We start from the raw sequence: 19,166 nt of genomic DNA, 5'->3' as shown, positions 1-19,166 counted from the left end.
TCGCCCACACTACGAGCCATGCCCGCGCGGCACCGGTCCGGGTGCCGTCCGGCTGACGGCCCCGGCAGGGATGAAACCGGTCAGGTGATGACCACCGGGGTACGCCAGGCCGGGCGGGCCGCGTGGTCGAGGTCGTGGCGGACCGAGGCGATGCGCCGGACGGCTTCGCTGAGGTCGTCGGCGGGCAGGGTGAACGGCAGGCGCAGGAAGCGTTCGAGGGTGCCGTCGAGCCCGAACCGGGGCCCTGGCGCCAGCCGTACGCCCACGTCCTCGGCGGCACGGGACAGGGCGCTGGAGATCGGACCGTCGAGCTCGGCCCACAGGGTGACACCGCCGCGTGGCACGACGAGGCGCCATTCCGGAAGCTGTTCGCCCAGGGCGGCCACCAGGGTGTCACGCCGGAAACGCAGCTGGGCGCGGCGGGCGGTGACGATCTCGTCGGCGATCCGGAGCAGGTGTACGGCCACAAGCTGTTCCAGGACGGGACTGGCCATGTCGACACCGACCCGGATGGCGGCGAGCCGCTGAACGAGCGGGGCGGACGCGCGTACCCAGCCGATCCGCAATCCACCCCAGTAGGCCTTGCTCATGCCGCCGATGGACGTGACCCGGGAGTGCCGGTCGAAGACGGCGACGGGCGGCGGCATCGCGATGTCGTCGAGCGGAAGGTCCACGAAGGACTCGTCGACGATCAGGTCAGAGCCGGCTGAGTGTGCCGCTGCCACGAGACGTTCGCGCAGCTCGGTGGGCATGAGGTGGCCGGTCGGATTGTGGAACTCGGGTATCACGTACGTCATGCGGGGTCTGGTCTGCCGCAGCGCACCGAGGAGCATCTCGCCGTCCCACCCGGTTTCCAGGTCGAGGCCGTGGGTGCTGATCCGGGCGCGGCGGGCGGCGAGCGCGGCGAGCGCGTTGGGGTAGGTAGGTGTCTCGACGAGGACGGGTGCGCCGACCGGGACGGACAGGCGTAGCACCAGGTCGAGGGCCTGCTGGGTGCCGCTCGTGATGAGGATCTGCTCGGCTGAGGTGGGCACGCCACGTCTGCTGTAGGCCTCGGCGACGGCGGCGCGCAGCTCGGGCAGGCCGGTGGGGTGGTAGCCGGCGCTGCCCAGGTATCGGGGCAGGTCGTCGGCGGCGGCGCGGGCGGCGGGGACAAGTTCGACGGGGGCGGCGGAGGCCGCGCAGCCGAGGTCGATCATGTCGAGGTCGTCGTCGGGGGTCCACAGGCCGGAGGAGGCGACCCGGTGCCCGTGGGGCAGGGTGGTCCAGCTGCCGGCACCCCGGCGGCTGGCGAGGTGGCCGGTCTCGCGGAGTGCGCGGTAGGCGGCGGACACCGTGGTGCGGCTGATGGCGAGGGCTTCGGCGAGTTCGCGTTCGGCGGGCAGGCGTACGCCGAGAGCGAGCCGTCCGTCGGAGAGCAGCCCGCGGACCGCTCCGGCGAGGGCCGCGTAGTCGGGGCTGCGCCGGCGGCCCGGCAGAGAATGCCACCGGCCGAGCAGGCGAGCCAATTGGTCTCCACGAACCGACGTCGTCATAGCCACCTCCACAGAATTGGCACTTTAGCATCGGCTGATTGGCATCAATAGTGGCTGCTATGAACCTGTACCGTCGCGTCCCCCAGCTCTTCGCCGGGCTCCTGCTCTACGGCGTCAGCACGGCGCTGATGATCGAGTCGGGCCTCGGCCTCAATCCGTGGGACGTCTTCCACCAGGGACTCTCCGAAGTGACCGGTATCCGTTTCGGCTGGATAGTGCTGCTCGTGGGCGTTCCCGTGCTGCTGCTGTGGATCCCGTTGCGGCAGCGGCCGGGAGCCGGGACGGTGGCCAATCTGGTGGTGGTGGGGTTCGCCGCGGACGCGACGCTGTCGCTGCTGCCGGCCGGTGAGGGGCTGCCGACGCGCGTCGGGCTGCTGGTGTCGGGAATTCTGCTGAACGGCTTCGCGACCGGCCTGTACCTGGGCAGCCGGATGGGCCCGGGCCCGCGGGACGGGCTGATGACCGGCCTGGCCGCACGGTTCCCGAAGGTGCCCCTGCGGGTGATCCGCACCGGCATCGAGCTGACCGTGCTGGGCGCCGGTTTCCTGCTCGGCGGGACGGTCGGCGTCGGCACGATCGCGTACGCGCTGGCGATCGGCCCGCTCGTGCACCTGTTCCTCCCGAAGCTGTCGGTGCCGCCGCCGGTCCGCAGTGATCTTCCGGACACATTCGCTTCCCGGTGACGTCACCGCACGGCATCATTGCGACATGGGGGCCGGTGGCTGGAACTGGAACGACGCATGGATCTTCGTCTCCGCGGTCATCGCCGAGCGCCTGGAGCGCGACCGGGCACTGCACGCGGCATTGCCGGTGACCGGCGCTGCCCTGGCCGACGTTCTGGCCTCGGCCGACTTCCTGCACCACAGCGTGCCGACCCGCGAGGAACTGGAGACGTCGGTGCGCCGCCTCGCCGGAGCCGGCCTGATCATCGCGGAGGACGACCTGATCCGGATCGCGCCCCCGGGTGAGCAGCTGTGGCGGACGCGCCCGTTCAGTGGCCTGTCGTCCGCGGTGATGACGTTGCAGGCACAGCTGAACCGGCTGACCGAGCCGGGCGAGTCGGACTGGTCGCTGGACGAGCAGGCCTACAACGCGGCGGTCCGTGAATACAGCCTGCGGCTGGCCGACGGACGCTAGCGGACCGGGTTGCCGGCCTCGCGCAGGCTGTCCTTGACCTCACCGATGGTGAGGTCACCGAAGTGGAAGACGCTTGCCGCCAGCACCGCATCCGCACCGGCCTCGACCGCGGGCGCGAAGTGCGCGGTCTCGCCGGCGCCGCCGCTGGCGATCACCGGGATGTCGACGACGGCCCGCACCGCCCGGATCAGCGGCAGGTCGAAACCGGCCTTGGTCCCGTCGGCGTCCATCGAGTTCAGCAGGATCTCCCCGGCGCCGAGCTCGGCCACCCGCGACGCCCACTCGACGGCGTCGAGCCCGGCGCTGCGCCGCCCGCCGTGCGTGGTGACCTCCCAGCCGCTGGGCTGCCCGGCCGACCGGCGCACGTCCAGCGAGAGGACCAGCACCTGGTTGCCGAACCGCTCGGCGATCTCGGAGATCAGCTCCGGCCGGGCGATGGCCGCGGTGTTCACACCCACCTTGTCGGCGCCAGCCCGGAGCAGCACGTCCACGTTCTCCGGGGAGCGGACCCCGCCGCCGACGGTCAAGGGGATGAACACCGTCTCGGCGGTGCGGCGGACCACGTCGAGCATGGTGCCGCGGTCGTCGGAGGAAGCGGTCACGTCGAGGAAGGTCAGCTCGTCGGCACCGGCCGCGTCGTAGGCGGCGGCCAGCTCGACCGGGTCGCCGGCGTCACGCAGATCGACGAAGTTGACGCCCTTCACCACCCGTCCGGCGTCGACGTCCAGGCAGGGAATCACACGAACCGCGACCGTCATGCCCCAACCCTAACGAGCTCTTTCGTCACCGCCGGGCGGACCCTGACCAATCCCAGAAGCACACCGCCGACCACCAGCACACCGCCGGCCACCTCGATCGGCTGTACGGGCTCGTGGAGGAAAAGGGCGGCCGACGCGATGCCGAAGAACGGCACCAGCATCGAGAAGGGGGCGACGGTCGCCGCGCCGTACTTCTTGAGCAGGAATCCCCAGGCGGCGAAGCCGGCGAGGGTGGAGATCAGTGCGATGTAGAGCAGGGACAGCACCGCCCGGGTGTCGATCGCGCGCAGCGCGACCAGGTCAGCCGCCGGTCCGTCGAAGATCAGGGTGAGCACGACGAGCGGACCGGTGGCCACGGCACTGACCCAGACCATGAAGCGCAGCGAGTCCGGCGGGGACGCCTTGCGGGTCGCGACGTTGGACAGCCCCCAGGCCGCGGCGGCGCCGATCACCAGCAGGAAGGCGGGCAGCGGCGCGGTCGTGCGGGCCGCCACGAGGACGACGCCGGCAGCGGCGACGAGCAGTCCGGCCAGCTGCACCGGGCGCGGCCGTTCCCGCAGCAGCAGGACCGCGAAGAGCATCGTGAAGACGGCCTGACTCTGCAGGACCAGCGAGCTCAGCCCGGCCGGCATGCCCGCCTCCATCCCGATGAAGAGCAGGCTGAACTTGGTGACGGCGAGGACCAGCGCGACCGCGATCACCCAGCGCCACGGCACCTGCGGGCGGCCGACGAGGAGCAGGGCGGGAAAGGCCGCAAGCGCGAACCGGAGAGCTGAGAAGAGCAGGGGCGGGAAGGCGTCCAGCCCTACATGGATGACGACGAAGTTGAAACCCCAGACGGCCGCCACGGCGATCGCCAGAGCCAGGTCACGAGCTCTCATAGGTCCAGCCTCGTCCCGCCGGACCGTTAAGCACCAGCAAAATAACCTACATCCAGGATGTAGCATCGCTACATGATTGACCTGGGGAGACTGCGGGCGCTGCACGCGGTGGCCAGTTACGGCACGGTCATCGCCGCGGGCCAGGCGCTGCACTGCACACCCTCCGCCATCTCACAGCAGATCGGCAAGCTGGAACGCGAGATCAGCACCACGCTGGTGGAGAAGGACGGCCGCCGCCTGCGGCTCACCGAAGCCGGACGCCTCCTCGCCGACCACGCCGAACGGGTGCTGACCGGTCTCGACGAGGCCGAGGCGGCGCTCGCCGCACATCGGGACACGGTCACCGGGCGGCTCACCGTCTCCACCTTCGCGACCGCCTGCCGGGCCTTGCTGCCGCACGCCCTGCGCACGCTGACGGCCGCCCATCCGGGCCTGAGCATCAGCGTGATCGAGGTGAACCCGCACGAGGGGCTGGAGATGCTCCGCCGCGGCCACGTCGACATCGCCGTCCTCGACGACTGGCCGGAGGTCGCGCTGCGGTACCCGGACTGCGTGTCGAAGGTCCAACTCGGCGAGGATCACGCCGACCTGATCGTGCCCAGTGATCACCGGCTGACCGGGGAGGCGACCCTGGAGGACGCCCGGCACGAGCGCTGGATCGGAGTGCGGGCCGGCGACGTCTGCTACGAGTACCTGATCCGCAGCCTGCCCGGCGTGGTGCCGGACTTCCAGGTCGGCGAGTTCGAGACGCAGCTGACCCTCATCGCGGCGGGACTGGGGGTGGGGCTCATCCCCCGGCTGGCCCGCGCGGAACTCCCGCCCGGCACGCGCTCCGTCCGGATAACCCCGGTACCGACCCGCCGGGTGGTTCTCGCCTGGCGTGACTCCGCGGCTGCCCGGCCGGCGATCCGGGCAGCCGAGGAGGCACTACGCGAGGCGTGGAAACTCAACCAAGAACGGCAAGAGCTTCTCGTACGGTGAACGCGCCCGCATAGAGGGCCTTGCCGGCGATAACGCCCTCGACCCCGATCGGCTCCAGCGTCGCCAGGGCCCGCAGATCGTCCAGCGTGGACACGCCACCGCTCGCGATGATCGGCTTGTCGGTGGCGGCGCACACCTCGCGCAGCAGCTCCAGGTTCGGGCCGCGCATGGTGCCGTCCTTGGTGATGTCGGTGACGACGTAACGGGACGCGCCCGCCTTGTCGAGCCGGGTCAGCACCTCGTACAGGTCGCCGCCGTCGCGGGTCCAGCCGCGCGCCGACAGGGTGCGGCCGCGCACGTCCAGGCCGATCGCGACCCGGTCGCCGTACTCACCGCAGATCCGGTCGCACCACTCCGGGTCCTCCAGGGCGGCCGTACCGATGTTGACCCGCTGGGCGCCGGTGGACAGCGCACGGGTCAGCGACTCGTCGTCCCGGATGCCACCGGACAGCTCCACCTTCACGTCGAGGCGGCTGACCACGTCGGCGAGCAGCTCCGCGTTCGAACCGCGGCCGAACGCGGCGTCCAGGTCGACCAGGTGGATCCACTCGGCGCCGTCGTTCTGCCAGGCCAGCGCGGCCTCCAGCGGGTCACCGTAGGCGGTCTCCGAACCGGCGGCGCCCTGAACCAGGCGGACGGCCTGGCCGTCGGCGACGTCGACGGCGGGCAGCAGTTGCAGGGTCATGTTTCTCCTGATGGACGTAAGCCCGTGATGGGCGTTAAGCGCGGCGGCCGAGCACCACGACGACGAGGGCCGGCACGGCGAGAACGAGCATGGCGGTGAGGATGATGCGAAGGGGCAGGTCCGGGATCAGCGTCCAGACCGCGGCGACCGCGAGCAGCGTGGCGACGACGATACCGATCCGCTGCCGCCGGCTGCGGTGATAGAGGCGGCCGTCGCGGCCGAGCCGCGGCCGCAGCCGGCGCAGGTAGGCCTGCCGGCGCTCCCGGCGGACGACCCGCCGGGCCCGGACGGCCTTCTCCCGTTCCAGAACGGCGAGCCGCTCGGCCCGGCGTTTCGCGCGTTCCTTGCTCAAAGTGTCGCGACCCAGTTGCGCAGCAGAGCGAACCCCGCGTCCGCCGACTTCTCCGGGTGGAACTGGGCGGCGCTGAGCGGACCGGCCTCCACGACCGCCGCGAACGGCAGGTCATGGTTCGCGGTGGTCACCAGGGCGTTCTCCAGAAGATCAAGATCTTGGGCGGCGTACGAGTGGACAAAGTAGAACCGGGTCTCCGGATCTAGTCCCGCCAGCAGCCGCGACCCGGACGGGGCCGCCACGGTGTTCCAGCCCATGTGCGGGATCCGTTCGGCGGAGAGTTTCGTGACCGAACCCGGCAGCAGGCCCAGCCCTTTCGTCTCCACCCCGTGCTCCACGCCGGACTCGAAAAGGATCTGCATGCCGACGCAGATACCGATGACCGGCCGCCCGGCCGCCACCCGATCGGCGATGACCGGACCGGCGTTCAACGCCTCGATCCCGGCCATGCACGCCGCGTACGCCCCGACGCCCGGCACCACCAGGCCGTCCGCCTCGGCGGCCGCCGCCAGGTCACTGGTCACGGTCACGTCCGCGCCGGTCCGGGCCACCGCCCGCTCGGCCGACCGCAGGTTCCCCGACCCGTAGTCGAGGATCACCACCTTCGCCGCCATCAGGCCTCCCCCGGCCACCAGGCGAAACCGCCCGCGGCCGCCAGCACCGCGAGCACCGCGGTGATACCGACACTGAACTTCGTCGCGTCCGACTTGACCAGCTGGATCACCCCGCCGAGCAGGATGCCGGCCAGCGCGAACAGCACCAGGGAGATCACAGGACGCCCTTGGTGGACGGCAGCGCCCCGGCGTTGCGCGGGTCGATCTCGACAGCCTCACGCAACGCCCGGGAGAACGCCTTGAACTGGGCCTCCACCACATGGTGCGCGTCCGGGTGACCGCCCGGACGGCTGGCCCGCAGCACGTCCACGTGCAGAGTCACCTTCGCCGCGTGGCCGAACGCCTCGAAGATGTGCCGCGTCATGCTCGTCGCATAGACCGGGCCGATGTACGGCACGAGCAGCGGCTCGTCGTGCACCACATAGGCCCGCCCGGACAGGTCCACTGCGGCCCGGACCAGCACCTCGTCCATCGGGATCGTCGCCGAGCCGTACCGCCGGATGCCCCGCTTGTCGCCGAGGGCCTGAGCGAACGCCTCGCCGAGCGCGATCGCGGTGTCCTCGATGGTGTGGTGCGAGTCGATCTCCAGATCGCCCTCGGTACGCACGGTGAGGTCGAATCCGCCGTGCTTGGCGAGCTGGTTGAGCATGTGGTCGTAGAAACCGACCCCGGTGTGCAGGTCACCCTTGCCGGTGCCGTCGAGATCGATCTCGACGAGCACCTTGGTCTCGTTGGTGACGCGGTCGATGCGGCCGACGCGGCTCACAGCGCTTCCTCGCTTCGCAGTTGTCGGGGTTCGTTCCGCTCGCCGAGGATCTCTTCGGCGGCGCTGAGAAAGGCGGTCGTCTCCGATTCGGTGCCGGCGGTGACCCGCAGCCAGCCGGCCAGGCCCACGTCCCGGATCAGCACGCCCCGGTCGAGGAACGCCTGCCAGGCGGCCTTCTGGTCGTCTCCGGTGCGGAACAGCACGAAGTTGGCGTCGCTGTCGGCGACGGCCACACCGCGGTCCCGCAGAACGGAGACGATCCGGTCGCGCTGCACCTTGATCTGCTCGACCGTGGCCAGCAGCGCGGCGCTCTGCGACACGGCAGCCCGCGCGGCGGCCTGGGTCAGCGCGCTCAGGTGGTACGGCAGGCGGACCAGCTGCACCGCGTCGACCACGGCCGGGTCGGCGGCGAAGTAGCCCAGCCGGCCGCCGGCGAAACCGAACGCCTTGCTCATCGTCCGGGTCACCACCAGGCGGGGGTGGGCGGGCAGCAGCTCGATGGCGCTGCGGGTGCCGGTCCGGGCGTACTCGAAATAGGCCTCGTCGACAAGCACCATGCCGCGCGCCGCGCCGAGGACCGCGTCGATCACCATCGGGTCCAGGGCGGTGCCGGTCGGGTTGTTCGGCGAGCAGAGAAAGACCAGGTCGGGGTCGTGCCGGTGGATCTCGGCGACCGCCGCGTCGGCCCGCAGCCCGAAGTCGGGGTCACGCAGCGAGCCGATCCAGCGGGTACCGGTACCGGCGGCGAGCAGCGGGTGCATCGAATACGACGGGCCGAACCCCAGCGCTGTACGCCCGGGTCCGCCGAACGCCTGGAGCAGCTGCTGCTGCACCTCGTTCGACCCGTTGGCGGCCCAGACCGATTCGTACCCGAGGCCGTGACCGAGGTATCCGGCCAGGTCGGTGCGCAGCGCCACCGCGTCCCGGTCGGGGTAGCGGTTGAGATCGGCCAGCTCGGCGTCGAGGGTCTTGCGCATCGCCTCGATCACCGGCTGCGGCACCGCGTAGGCGTGCTCGTTCGTGTTCAGCCGGACCGCGACGTCGAGCTGCGGCGCGCCGTACGGCGTCTGTCCCCGCAGATCGTCCCGGATCGGCAGATCGTCGATCGTCGTCACCGGGCGAACCTCGCCGTCACCGCGTCGCCGTGGGCCGGCAGGTCCTCGGCGTTGGCCAGCGCCACCACGTGGCCCGCGACGTCCCGCAGTGCCTCCTCGGTGTACTCCACGACGTGGATGCCGCGCAGGAACGACTGCACCGACAGCCCCGACGAGTGCCGGGCGCACCCGGCGGTCGGCAGCACGTGGTTGGAACCGGCCGCATAGTCACCCAGCGACACCGGCGCCCACGCGCCCACGAAGATGGCGCCGGCGTTGCGGACCCGCATGGCCCACTCGCGCGCGTCCCGCGTCTGGATCTCCAGGTGCTCGGCGGCGTACTCGTCGACCACCCGCAGACCCTGCTCCAGGTCGTCGACAAGCACCACACCGGACTGCTCGCCGGTCAGGGAGGTGCGCACCCGCTCGGTGTGCTTCGTGGCCGCGACCTGCCTGTCCAGCTCGGCCTCGACCGCGTCGGCGAGCTCGGGCGACGGCGTGACCAGCACGCTCGCGGCGAGCGGGTCGTGCTCGGCCTGACTGATCAGGTCGGCCGCGACGTGCCGCGGGTCGGCCGTGTCGTCGGCCAGGATCGCGATCTCGGTCGGCCCGGCCTCGGCGTCGATCCCGACCCGGCCCTGCAGGAGCCGCTTCGCCGCGGTCACCCAGATGTTGCCCGGCCCGGTGATGACGTCGACCGGCTCGCACCGGTCGCTCTCGTCGATCCCATCGGAGCCGTACCCCAGCATCGCGATCGCCTGCGCGCCACCCACCGCATACACCTCGGTCACCCCGAGCAGTGCGCACGCGGCCAGCACCCGCGAGTCCGGCAGGCCGTTGTTGGACGCCTGCGGCGGCGACGCCACCACCAGGCCCTCCACCCCGGCCTCCTGTGCGGGCACCACGTTCATCACCACGGTCGAGGGGTAGACGGCCAGGCCGCCCGGCACGTAGAGACCGACCCGGCGGACCGGCACCCAGCGCTCGGTCACCGTGCCACCGTCGACCACCTGGGTGGTCACATCGGTGCGGCGCTGATCCGCGTGCACTTTGCGGGCCCGCTTGATCACCTCGAGCAGGGCGGCGCGCACGTCGTCCTCGAGTGTCTCGGCGGCCGTGGCGATCGCCTCGGCCGGCACCCGCAGGCGCTCCAGGGTGACACCGTCGAACTTCTCGGTCGCCTCCCGGATCGCGCTGAAGCCATGCTCATGGACCGCCTCGACGACCGGTCGAATCCGCTCGACGGCCACGGAGACGTCGAGCTGGGCACGGGGCAGCAGTCCGCGGGGGTCCCGTCGGGAGCCGCGCAGGTCGATCCGATTCAGCACCCGGCCAGTCTATGCCGCCCCGCGACCGGGTTTACGAGGTGACCGGGCGGCCCATGCGTTGAGACGTCAGCGGGACCACCATCGGCGCTTGGGCGACGGCGGGGCGACGAACGGCAGATCGGCGATCAGGTAGACCAAGCCGCCGACCACGTTGCCCGGCTCCGGGGTGGGCAGGTCGCCGGGCAGGCACACGTCCACCTCGAACCCGACCGAGCGCACCCGGGCAACCGAGAACTCGCCGCCGGTCGCCTCGACCCGCCGGCGCCCGGCGGCCAGGACGATGCCGTTGAGCCGGGCGACCGGCTCGCCGTTCTCGTGGTCGAAGGTCCCGTACGAGATGAACGACTCGGCACTCATTCGGGGCGGCCACGACCAGCCGTTCTCCACGTAGTGTGCGGGCGGTTCGCCGTCGTCGTCCCGCGGGCTCAGCAGGCTGTCGTCCGAGGCCGCAAACGTCTCCTCGTCGGCGTGCACACCGACCTGCACCCCGAGAGCCACCATCGAGGCCCGGCCGGCGAGCGCCGGACCGCCCGTGCCGAGCAGCCGCAACTGCTCCGCGGCCGTGGCCAGCATGGTGGTCTGCTCACCGTCGTCGTCGACCACGTTCGCCACCACCATGTCGTCGTTGACCCGGCGCAGTTCGGTCAGATTCGCACCGGGTACGCCGGCCAGGGACGGCAGCAGGTCGAGCACCTTCCCGCCCCGCAGGGTGAGCACGAGCCGGACCCCGGACGGGTCGGTCCAGCGGCGTACCGTGACCCCGTCCACCTCACCGATCAGCTCGGCGGACGGCAGGATCCGGTTGAGCAGAGTGTTCAGCCCGTCCCGGTCGAGCGATCCGAGTCCCAGGCAGTCGAAGTTCGAAGACACCGGGGCACGATATCGATCATGAGCACTCCGGGCGACCGAATACCGTCCCGGGCGGACTCGGCGGGTTGACCATGGTCGCGCGCGGACTAGGGTTAGAGCGTGAGCGATCGGCTGCCGGTCTTCCCGCTGAGCACGGTGCTCTTCCCCGGTCTGGTGCTGCCCCTGCACATCTTCGAGGAGCGTTACCGCACCCTCGTGCGTGAGCTGGTGGCCAAGTCGGAGGGGACACCGCATGAGTTCGGCGTGGTCACTCTCCGGCATGGCAGTGAGGTCGCGCCCGATACCGGGGAGGACGGCACCGCCCCCACGCCCCCCGTCGCCGCGGCGGACCTCTTCGAGGTGGGCTGCACGGCTGAGCTGAGGCACGTCACCGAGCTCCCCGACGGCCGCTTCGACATCATGACCGTCGGCCGCCGCCGTTTCTCGGTGGTCAGCGTGGAGCAGGGCGCCGAGCCCTATCTGACGGCCGAGGTGCGGTGGCTGCCCGAGGACGAGGAGCCGAGCGCGGCGTCACAGCTGCTGGCCCCGCGGGTTCTGGCCGCCTTCCGCGCCTACCTGGAGCTGCTGCGGCCCAACAGCGAGGTCCTCGAGCAGGTGCCCGACGACCCCACCGTGCTGTCCCATCTGATCGCGGCGACCGCGCAGCTCACCGTCGAGGAACGCCAGATGCTGCTGGCCATGCCCGACACGGCCACGCGGCTCCGCGCCGAGTTGCGGCTGCTCAACCGGGAGGTGGGTCTGCTGGCCCGGGTCCGCGCGGTCCCGGTCCCGCTCTCCGATCTGGCCCGCCCGGCCAGCCCCAACTAAGACCCTCTGCGGGTACGAACCACGACGCCCCCCCACCGCACCGGACGCAGTCCCGGACCACCGCGTGAGGTGGCGGGTGGCCCGGGCCGCGACGCGACCGCCGGGGCTGAGGCGGAACTCCCGAGCTACGCGTCCCCGCCCGGACGGGTTCCCTTCCCGGGCGCCGGGCCGTCCCCGGGTGGCGTCTCGATCCCGGCCGCTCCGCTGTCTCCCGGCCCGGCAGCCTGCGCATAGGAATCGCCGGCACCGGCTGGGCCGGTTGGTGCATAGGGATCGCCCGCACCGGCTGGGCCGGGTGGCGCATAGGGATTCGGCTCGTCGTACCCGGCCGCCGGTGGGTAGGGCACGGCCGGCCCCTCGGCGAAGGGCGCCGGGTAGCCGTGGTTCGGCCCGTACCCCGGCCGTGCACCCGGATGGTCCAGGTCCGGGTCGTTCGACCAGCCGGCGAGCAGGGTCAGCACGATCGCCGCGATGAACGCCGGCACCAGTTTCGGCCCGAGCGACTGCAGTTCCGGCGGCGCCAGGTAGGTCGCTCCCTGCGCCGCGGTCTCCCGCCAGTTCTGGTAGGCGTCCCGGCCGAGCCACTCACCGACCGCCGGAGCCACCCATCGACCGGCCACGAAGGCGCCACCCACGACCCCGAACAGCAGGAACGGCCCACGGTCCCGGCGCAGCACGAGCCACGAACCGACGGTCACGATCAGTCCGAAGCCGAGGCCGAGCAGGGTGAACCAGCCGTCGGCGGCGATGTACTGCTCGGGTGAGGCGTCGGTGACGAGTACCCCGGCGTCGCCCCCGTTCACCACCGGCACGGCCGGCGCGAGCCACGCCCAGAGCAGGCCGAGGAGCACACCGAGGACCATGATCGCCACGGCGGCGCCGGCACCGGCGGCAAGCGAGCGCCGCCACGGCCGGGGCGGGCCCTCCAGCCGCAGCCACTGCCGCCAGTCGATCGCCGGGCCGAACGGGCCGGGCGTGACGGGCACGGCCGGCTCGGGTCCCTCCGGAGGCTGGGACGGGCCGGCCGGCTGCTCAGTCGGGTACGCCACCCTGTGATCCTCCCAGATCGGCCGGGACGTCAGGCGACGGCCGAGGGGCCGAGGATCATCTTGAGGTCGGCACGCAGGGCCGGTGTCGCCGCCACCCGGACGCCGCCGAGCCGCATGACCGTGGTCCGGCTGCCGTTCTGCAGATGGACGTGCACCTCGGTGTCACCGGGATGACTCACCAGGATCTCCTTGAGCTCGTCGACCAGCGGCGGGGTGCACCGGGTGATCGGCATGGTGAGGGTCACCGGCTTGGTGTCCGGGTTGTGCGAGATATCCGGGATGGACATATCCATCGCCATGATCCGGGCCGCCCCGTCACGACGCTCGATCCGGCCCTTGACCACCACGATCGCGTCCTCGGCGATGTACTGGCCGACCAGTTCGTACGTGTTCGGGAAGAACAGCGCCTCGACGCCGCCGGCGAGATCCTCCAGTGTGGCCGAGGCCCACGACCGGCCCTGCTTGGTGATCCGCCGCTGAACGCCGGTGAGGATCCCGGCCAGCGTGACGACCGAGCCGTCCGGGACCGAGCCATCCTCGTTCAGGGTGGCGATGTTGGTGTCGGCCGCGTTCTGAAGCATCACTTCCAGACCGGCGAGCGGGTGGTCGGAGACATAGAGGCCGAGCATCTCCCGCTCGAAGGCCAGCTTGTCGCGCTTGTCCCACTCGCTGTCGCTGATCGGCGGCATGCTGACCGCGGACGATCCACCGGCGGTGTCGTCGCCGAACGCGCCGAACAGGTCGAACTGGCCGGCCGCCTCGTTGCGCTTGACGTCCGCGTACGCGTCGATCGCCTCGGCGTGCACGGCGAGCAGACCCTTGCGGCTGTGCCCCATCGAGTCGAACGCGCCTGCCTTGATCAGCGACTCGATCGTCCTCTTGTTGCAGGCCACCGCGTCGACCTTGGACAGGAAGTCGTAGAAGTCCTTGTAATCGGACTTGTCCTTGCGGCACCGGACGATCGCCTCGACCACGTTGCCGCCGACGTTACGGACGGCACCCAGACCGAACCGGATGTTCTTGCCGACCGGGGTGAACGGTCCGGCCGACTGGTTCACGTCCGGCGGCAGCACCTGGATACCCATGCGGCGGCACTCCGCCAGGTACATGGCCATCTTGTCCTTGTCGTCGCCGACGCTGGTGAGCAGACCGGCCATGTACTCCGCCGGGTAGTGCGCCTTCAAATAGGCGGTCCAGAACGACACCAGGCCGTACGCCGCCGAGTGCGCCTTGTTGAACGCGTAGCCGGCGAACGGCACCAGCACGTCCCACACCGCCTGGATGGCCTCGTCGGAGTAGCCGTTCTCGCGGCAGCCGTCCCGGAACGGGATGAACTCCTTGTCCAGGATCTCCTTTTTCTTCTTGCCCATCGCCCGGCGCAGCAGGTCGGCCTGGCCGAGCGTATAGCCGGCGAGGATCTGGGCGGCGCGCTGCACCTGCTCCTGGTAGACGATCAGGCCGTAGGTCGGCTCGAGGATCTCGCGCAGCGGCTCCTCCAGCTCCGGGTGGATCGGGGTGATCTCCTGGAGCTTGTTCTTGCGCAGCGCGTAGTTGGTGTGCGAGTCGACGCCCATCGGGCCGGGACGGTAGAGCGCCAGGACGGCGGAGATGTCCTCGAAGTTGTCCGGCTTCATCAGGCGCAGCAGCGAACGCATCGGCCCGCCGTCGAGCTGGAACACGCCGAGCGTGTCGCCGCGGGCGAGCAACTCGTACGCCTTGGGGTCGTCGAGCGGCAGCGACAGCAGGTCGAGCTTCTGACCGTGGTTGAGCTCGACGTTCCGGTTCGCGTCGTCGAGGATGGTCAGGTTGCGCAGGCCGAGGAAGTCCATCTTCAGCAGGCCGAGGGTCTCGCAGGTCGGGTAGTCGAACTGCGTGATGATCACGCCGTCACTGGCCCGGCGCATGAGCGGGATGTGGTCGATGATCGGCTCGGCGGACATGATGACGCCGGCGGCGTGCACACCGGTCTGCCGGATCAGGCCCTCGATGCCTCGTGCGGTGTCGATGACCTTCTTGACGTCCGGGTCGGTCTCGTAGAGCCCGCGGACCTCACCGGCCTCGTTGTACCGCTTGTCCTCCTTGTTGAAGATCCCGCCGAGGGTGATGCCCTTGCCCATGACGTCCGGCGGCATCGCCTTGGTGATCTTGTCACCGACCGCGAACGGGTAACCGAGCACCCGGGCCGAGTCCTTGATCGCGGCCTTGGCCTTGATCGTGCCGAACGTGGCGATCTGGGCGACCTTGTCCTCGCCCCACTTATCGGTGACGTAACGGATCACCTCGGCCCGCCGCCGGTCGTCGAAGTCGATGTCGACGTCGGGCATCGAGACGCGCTCCGGGTTGAGGAACCGCTCGAAGATCAGGCCGTGCGGGATCGGGTCGAGGTCGGTGATACCCATCGCGTACGCGATCAGCGAGCCCGCGGCCGAGCCACGGCCCGGGCCCACCGCGATGCCGTTGTTCTTCGCCCACTGGATGAAGTCGGCGACCACGAGGAAGTACGCCGGGAAGCCCATCGAGATGATGACACCGAGCTCGTAGTCGGCCTGTTTGACGTGGGACTCCGGGATGCCGTCCGGGAAGCGCTTGCGCAACCCCTCGAAGGCCACGTGCCGGAAGTACTCCTCCTCGGTGAAGCCGTCCGGGATGGGGAACCGCGGCATCAGGTTCTTGAAGGTGAACATCCCGTCGATGTCCACCTTCTCGGCCACCAGCAGGGTGTTGCGGCAGCCCTCCTGCCAGGCCTCCGAGGAGTCGACGGCACGCATCTGGTCGGCCGACTTCACGAAGTAGCCGGAACCGTCGAAACGGAACCGGTTCGGGTCGGCCACGTTGCTGCCGGTCTGCACGCACAGCAGCACGTCGTGCGCCGCGGACTGCTCCTCGTGCACGTAGTGCGAGTCGTTGGTGACCAGCGGCGGGATGCCCAGCTTCTTGCCGATCTCCAGCAGCCCGTCGCGGACCCGGCGCTCGATCGACAGGCCGTGATCCATGATCTCCAGGAAGTAGTGCTCCTTGCCGAGCGCCTCCTGGTACATCGCGGCGGACTTGAGCGCCTCGTCGAAGTGGCCCAGCCGCAGCCGGGTCTGCACGATGCCGGACGGGCAGCCGGTGGTGCCCATGATGCCCTCGGCGTGCTCCGCGATGATGTCGAAGTCCATCCGCGGGTACTTGCCTAGCTGGCCCTCCATGGAGCCGCGCGAGTTGAGCCGGAACAGGTTCTTCAGGCCGACCGCGTTCCGCGCCCACATGGTCATGTGCGTATACGCACCGTTACCGGAGACGTCGTCCGATTTCTGCTCCGGCCGGCCCCACTTGATGCGCTTCTTGTCCAGCCGGGACTCCGGCGCGACATAGGCCTCGACCCCGATGACCGGGGTCACGCCGGCGGCTTTGGCCTGCGTGTAGAAGTCGAAAGCCCCGTGCATGTTGCCGTGGTCGGTGATCGCCGCGGCCGGCATGCCGAGCCGCTTCGCCTCCGCGAGTAGTTCCTTGATCCGAGCCGCCCCGTCGAGCATTGAATACTCTGTGTGCACATGAAGATGCACAAACGAGTCAGACACCCGGACCCCCTCTTCCAAATGACAGCGCAGAGAAGCCTAGCCCCGGCGTACGACAGAACCTACTCCGCGAAGGGCTCCAACATCACCGACGCCGCGCGGAGCCAGGCCTGTCGCGTCTCCTGCTGGAGGTCGGCGTACTCGATCGACGAACCGACCTCCAGGGCCGGGTCGTAGGGCACCACGGCGACCGCCCTGGTGCGGGTCGCGAAGTGCCGTTTGAAGTCCTCGAGCAGCGGCAGGTTCCCCGGCGAGGGGCAGGAGATCAGGGTCACGGCGTTGGCCACCATCGCACCCTGCCCGCCCTCCTCCAGCACGTCGAGCATCCAGTCGGCGGTGAACGCGGCGTCCTCGCGAGGGACCGTGGTGATCACCAGCTGGTCGGCCGACCGCATCACGGTCTGCCAGTTCACGCTCTCCACGTTGTTGCCGGTGTCGACGCAGATCACGTCGTGGGTCCGGCGGAGCAGGTCCATCACGCGGCGCACGGTGTCCTGGTCGAGCCGGGCCGCGAACCGCGGGTTCTCCTCGCCGGCCAGCACGTCGTAGGAGCCGTCCGAGGCATGCCGCAGATAGGCGTCGAGCTCCTGCAGCAGGGCATCGCCGTGCAGGCTCTCGATCCGCATCAGGTCGGCCAGCAGGTGCTTTATCGTCCGTGCGTGCCGGGCGCTGCCGGCCCGCAGGCCGAGTGTGCCGCGCAGCTCGTTGTCGTCCCAGGCCAGGACACCACGCCCCCGGACGCTGCCGACGGTGGCCGCGGCCAGCACGGTCGCGGTGGTCTTGTGCACGCCGCCCTTGGGGTTGGCGAAGGCCAGCACCCGGGGCTTGCCGAGTTTGCGCCGCATGATCGCGACAGCCCGGTCCAAGCCGTCCTCGGACCGGGTCTGCCGCCACTCGATCCGGGCGGCCGCCGGGGCCGGGGAGACCGGCGCGGGAGCCCGGCCGGGCGCCGGCTGCGGTGGCATCTGCGGAGGCACGGTCTGCGGCGGAGCGGGCTGCGGTGGCGCGGGCGCGGGCGGGTAGGCCTGCTGGGGCGCGTACGCCGCCGGCGGCTGGGCGTAACCGTTGGCCGGGTAGTCACGCACCGATGGCGGATAGGCGGAGCCGTAGTCCCGGGGCGGCTGGGCGGCCGGCGCCGGTGGCGGCTGGACCGGCGGCGGGGCGGACCGCGGCGCCGGATCGAAGAAGCTGTGCTGCTGCGGCGAGGCCGGCTCGTTCTCCCGGCGGCTCTGCCAGCGCGGGTCGAGCGGGTTGATGGGCCGCTGCGGAACCGCGCGCTGCGGCTCGGCCGGCGGCCGCTGCGGCTCGTAGCCACCGGGCGGGGGTTGCTGGCCCTGGCGCGGGTCGAGCGGATTGACCGGGCGGCCCACCGCGGCCGAGCCACGGGTCGGCAACTGCTGGTTCCACTGCTGTTGCGGGGGCGTCTCCGGCTGCTTGGGCGCCTCCTCCGGCTCCTCGCTGCGGCCGGCATGCCGGGCTCGGTCGAGCAGCGCCCGCCAGCGCGGGGCTGGTTCCGCAGGCCGGCCCCAGCCGGTCTCGGTCCCGTCCACGGCTCGTCCTTTCTGCGCCTACCCGGCATCTTTCACGGCGATGGTCTCGCTCGCCCCTGACAGGCTACGGATGAGACCCTATTCGGGCCACCGGCCGACCGCCCATCCCCCGGTCGTTCTTGATCACACGACCAGGACCCGGTCGTGCACGATCTCCCAACCGCACGACATCGCCGCCGGAAGACCTAACGGCCGGGTTCTCCACTGGATGCCCCTGGAGACCCGTCCATTCCTTCGTGAGCTGGACTCGTGTCCGTTGCCGAGGGTACGGCACCCGAACCCTCGGAAGGGAATACGGCAGACGACGGTGTCGGACCTGAATTGCCGGGTGAGGCAGATGTCACATCCACCTCGATCGACGACGGTAACGGTGCCGGGGTGGCCGGGGCAACGCTCACCGTCATGGATGGCACGGCCGACGGCTCCGGTGGCACCACATCCACCTCCTCGGGCAGCGGCGGGCGGAACTCGGTACGGTCCAGTTCGCGAACCTCCGGCGCCGGATCCACCACCCGCACCCACGGCCGGGCCGAGATCCCGTCGAGCACCGCCGGCGTCGCCCGGACCACCGCGGCGAAGACGCACACGCAGCCGGCCCGATACGCCGCCGCCTCCTCGCCGGCCACCCGCGCGGCGGTCTCGTACGCCGCCCGCAGCCGCACCTCGTTGCGCCCGTCGCCGGTCAGCGCCCGGCTCAGCCGCTGATAGTCGGCCCGCTCCCGGTCCCGGGCCTGGGCCGCGCCGAGCATGCCCGCCGTGACGTCGCCCGGCAGGGCCACCACCGGGACACGCACCACCGGTGTCCGCGTGCCCGCCAGCGGAACCCGGGTGTAGACCTGGGCCGCGTGGGCCCCCGCCAGCATCGCGGGCAGGCCGTCGGCTGCCGCGTACCGCTCGAAGGCGACCAGGGCCCACGTCTCACCGCCGACCGGCGCGGACGGATCGGTGAGCCGGGCCAGTTCGTCCCGGGAGGACCGCAGGTAACCGGCGACCGACTGGCCCTCCACCACACCCACCCGGAGCACGTCGCCGGCCCGGTCACCGGTAGGCGACTCCCGGTCGGCCCAGAAGACCGCCAGGACCAGGGCGACGATAGCGGCCAGCGCCACTCCGGTCATGATCTGCAACCGGAGCGCGGCGCCCCCGAACCCGACGAGGACTGCCCGCATACGAGGAGCGGGGCCCACGTGTACTCCCGA

19 protein-coding genes are annotated in these 19,166 nt (G+C 70.9%); 4 read left to right on the top strand and 15 right to left on the bottom strand.

Annotated features, from left to right (window positions below):
• Positions 1-80: 80 nt before the first annotated feature.
• Positions 81-1,535 (bottom strand): PLP-dependent aminotransferase family protein, encoded by a 1,455-nt coding sequence (locus tag AB0G04_RS23035; protein WP_360986150.1) that lies wholly within the window; start codon positions 1,533-1,535, stop codon positions 81-83.
• A gap of 59 nt (positions 1,536-1,594) precedes the next feature.
• Between AB0G04_RS23035 and AB0G04_RS23030 the strand changes: the two genes are divergently transcribed.
• Positions 1,595-2,218, top strand: a complete 624-nt coding sequence (locus AB0G04_RS23030; RefSeq protein ID WP_360986147.1) for a hypothetical protein — start codon at positions 1,595-1,597, stop codon at positions 2,216-2,218.
• Positions 2,219-2,243: 25 nt separating this feature from the next.
• Positions 2,244-2,672: a hypothetical protein gene (locus AB0G04_RS23025; RefSeq protein WP_360986144.1), complete on the top strand. Its 429-nt coding sequence runs from the start codon at positions 2,244-2,246 to the stop codon at positions 2,670-2,672.
• Here AB0G04_RS23025 and hisF read toward each other — a convergent pair.
• Entirely contained in the window at positions 2,669-3,430 is a 762-nt protein-coding gene (hisF, locus tag AB0G04_RS23020) for an imidazole glycerol phosphate synthase subunit HisF (RefSeq protein ID WP_360986141.1), read from the bottom strand. The genes AB0G04_RS23025 and hisF overlap by 4 nt on opposite strands.
• Positions 3,427-4,311, bottom strand: coding sequence for an EamA family transporter (locus tag AB0G04_RS23015; RefSeq protein WP_360986138.1), 885 nt, complete (start codon positions 4,309-4,311; stop codon positions 3,427-3,429). The genes hisF and AB0G04_RS23015 overlap by 4 nt, the downstream gene beginning before the upstream one ends.
• Before the next feature lie 72 nt (positions 4,312-4,383).
• Here AB0G04_RS23015 and AB0G04_RS23010 point away from each other — a divergent pair, with 72 nt between their 5' ends.
• Entirely contained in the window at positions 4,384-5,292 is a 909-nt protein-coding gene (locus AB0G04_RS23010; RefSeq protein WP_360986135.1) for a LysR family transcriptional regulator, read from the top strand.
• Here the strand turns inward: AB0G04_RS23010 and priA are convergent.
• From priA to AB0G04_RS22970, 8 genes are all read right to left on the bottom strand, one after another.
• The gene (priA, locus tag AB0G04_RS23005) at positions 5,258-5,977 is read right to left on the bottom strand and encodes a bifunctional 1-(5-phosphoribosyl)-5-((5-phosphoribosylamino)methylideneamino)imidazole-4-carboxamide isomerase/phosphoribosylanthranilate isomerase PriA (protein WP_360986132.1); all 720 of its coding nucleotides are present in this window, start codon (positions 5,975-5,977) and stop codon (positions 5,258-5,260) included. The two genes, AB0G04_RS23010 and priA, sit on opposite strands and share 35 nt — an antisense overlap.
• 34 nt (positions 5,978-6,011) lie before the next feature.
• Complete coding sequence (locus AB0G04_RS23000; protein ID WP_360986129.1) at positions 6,012-6,329, bottom strand: hypothetical protein; 318 nt, start codon at positions 6,327-6,329, stop codon at positions 6,012-6,014.
• On the bottom strand, positions 6,326-6,943 hold the full coding sequence (gene hisH / locus AB0G04_RS22995; RefSeq protein WP_360986125.1) for an imidazole glycerol phosphate synthase subunit HisH: 618 nt from the start codon (positions 6,941-6,943) through the stop codon (positions 6,326-6,328). The genes AB0G04_RS23000 and hisH overlap by 4 nt, the downstream gene beginning before the upstream one ends.
• Positions 6,943-7,101, bottom strand: coding sequence for a hypothetical protein (locus tag AB0G04_RS22990; RefSeq protein ID WP_360986122.1), 159 nt, complete (start codon positions 7,099-7,101; stop codon positions 6,943-6,945). Before AB0G04_RS22990 ends, hisH begins: the two co-directional genes overlap by 1 nt.
• Entirely contained in the window at positions 7,098-7,709 is a 612-nt protein-coding gene (hisB, locus tag AB0G04_RS22985) for an imidazoleglycerol-phosphate dehydratase HisB (protein WP_106316996.1), read from the bottom strand. Before hisB ends, AB0G04_RS22990 begins: the two co-directional genes overlap by 4 nt.
• Positions 7,706-8,824 carry a histidinol-phosphate transaminase gene (locus AB0G04_RS22980; protein WP_360986119.1) on the bottom strand — a complete coding sequence of 373 codons (1,119 nt, stop codon included), beginning with the start codon at positions 8,822-8,824 and terminating at the stop codon, positions 7,706-7,708. Before AB0G04_RS22980 ends, hisB begins: the two co-directional genes overlap by 4 nt.
• Complete coding sequence (gene hisD, locus AB0G04_RS22975; RefSeq protein WP_360986116.1) at positions 8,821-10,131, bottom strand: histidinol dehydrogenase; 1,311 nt, start codon at positions 10,129-10,131, stop codon at positions 8,821-8,823. Before hisD ends, AB0G04_RS22980 begins: the two co-directional genes overlap by 4 nt.
• 66 nt (positions 10,132-10,197) lie before the next feature.
• Positions 10,198-11,001, bottom strand: a complete 804-nt coding sequence (locus AB0G04_RS22970) for a hypothetical protein (protein WP_360986113.1) — start codon at positions 10,999-11,001, stop codon at positions 10,198-10,200.
• Between the two features lie 99 nt (positions 11,002-11,100).
• Between AB0G04_RS22970 and AB0G04_RS22965 the strand changes: the two genes are divergently transcribed.
• Positions 11,101-11,808, top strand: coding sequence for an LON peptidase substrate-binding domain-containing protein (locus AB0G04_RS22965; RefSeq protein WP_360986110.1), 708 nt, complete (start codon positions 11,101-11,103; stop codon positions 11,806-11,808).
• 125 nt (positions 11,809-11,933) lie between these two features.
• Here the strand turns inward: AB0G04_RS22965 and AB0G04_RS22960 are convergent, their stop codons facing one another.
• From AB0G04_RS22960 to AB0G04_RS22945, 4 genes are all read right to left on the bottom strand, one after another.
• A complete protein-coding gene (locus tag AB0G04_RS22960; protein ID WP_360986107.1) occupies positions 11,934-12,857 on the bottom strand; it encodes a hypothetical protein in 924 nt (307 codons plus the stop codon).
• A gap of 29 nt (positions 12,858-12,886) precedes the next feature.
• Positions 12,887-16,420, bottom strand: a complete 3,534-nt coding sequence (dnaE, locus tag AB0G04_RS22955; RefSeq protein WP_360986104.1) for a DNA polymerase III subunit alpha — start codon at positions 16,418-16,420, stop codon at positions 12,887-12,889.
• A gap of 59 nt (positions 16,421-16,479) precedes the next feature.
• Positions 16,480-17,967: an AAA family ATPase gene (locus AB0G04_RS22950; protein WP_360986101.1), complete on the bottom strand. Its 1,488-nt coding sequence runs from the start codon at positions 17,965-17,967 to the stop codon at positions 16,480-16,482.
• 185 nt (positions 17,968-18,152) lie between these two features.
• Positions 18,153-19,136, bottom strand: a complete 984-nt coding sequence (locus AB0G04_RS22945) for a hypothetical protein (protein ID WP_360986098.1) — start codon at positions 19,134-19,136, stop codon at positions 18,153-18,155.
• Positions 19,137-19,166: the final 30 nt, after the last annotated feature.

This window comes from Actinoplanes sp. NPDC023801, from assembly GCF_040639655.1.
Taxonomy (GTDB): domain Bacteria; phylum Actinomycetota; class Actinomycetes; order Mycobacteriales; family Micromonosporaceae; genus Actinoplanes.
This window is presented reverse-complemented; position numbering and strand designations above follow the sequence as displayed.

What these genes read in the sequence shown, in the direction of transcription:
- AB0G04_RS23015 (WP_360986138.1), bottom strand. Translation starts at nt 4,311, where the DNA reads ATGAGAGCTCGTGACCTGGCTCTGGCGATCGCCGTGGCGGCCGTCTGG.
- AB0G04_RS22945 (WP_360986098.1), bottom strand. Translation starts at nt 19,136, where the DNA reads ATGCGGGCAGTCCTCGTCGGGTTCGGGGGCGCCGCGCTCCGGTTGCAG.
- AB0G04_RS23030 (WP_360986147.1), top strand. Translation starts at nt 1,595, where the DNA reads ATGAACCTGTACCGTCGCGTCCCCCAGCTCTTCGCCGGGCTCCTGCTC.
- hisH (WP_360986125.1), bottom strand. Translation starts at nt 6,943, where the DNA reads ATGGCGGCGAAGGTGGTGATCCTCGACTACGGGTCGGGGAACCTGCGG.
- priA (WP_360986132.1), bottom strand. Translation starts at nt 5,977, where the DNA reads ATGACCCTGCAACTGCTGCCCGCCGTCGACGTCGCCGACGGCCAGGCC.
- AB0G04_RS23035 (WP_360986150.1), bottom strand. Translation starts at nt 1,535, where the DNA reads ATGACGACGTCGGTTCGTGGAGACCAATTGGCTCGCCTGCTCGGCCGG.
- AB0G04_RS23025 (WP_360986144.1), top strand. Translation starts at nt 2,244, where the DNA reads ATGGGGGCCGGTGGCTGGAACTGGAACGACGCATGGATCTTCGTCTCC.
- hisF (WP_360986141.1), bottom strand. Translation starts at nt 3,430, where the DNA reads ATGACGGTCGCGGTTCGTGTGATTCCCTGCCTGGACGTCGACGCCGGA.
- AB0G04_RS23010 (WP_360986135.1), top strand. Translation starts at nt 4,384, where the DNA reads ATGATTGACCTGGGGAGACTGCGGGCGCTGCACGCGGTGGCCAGTTAC.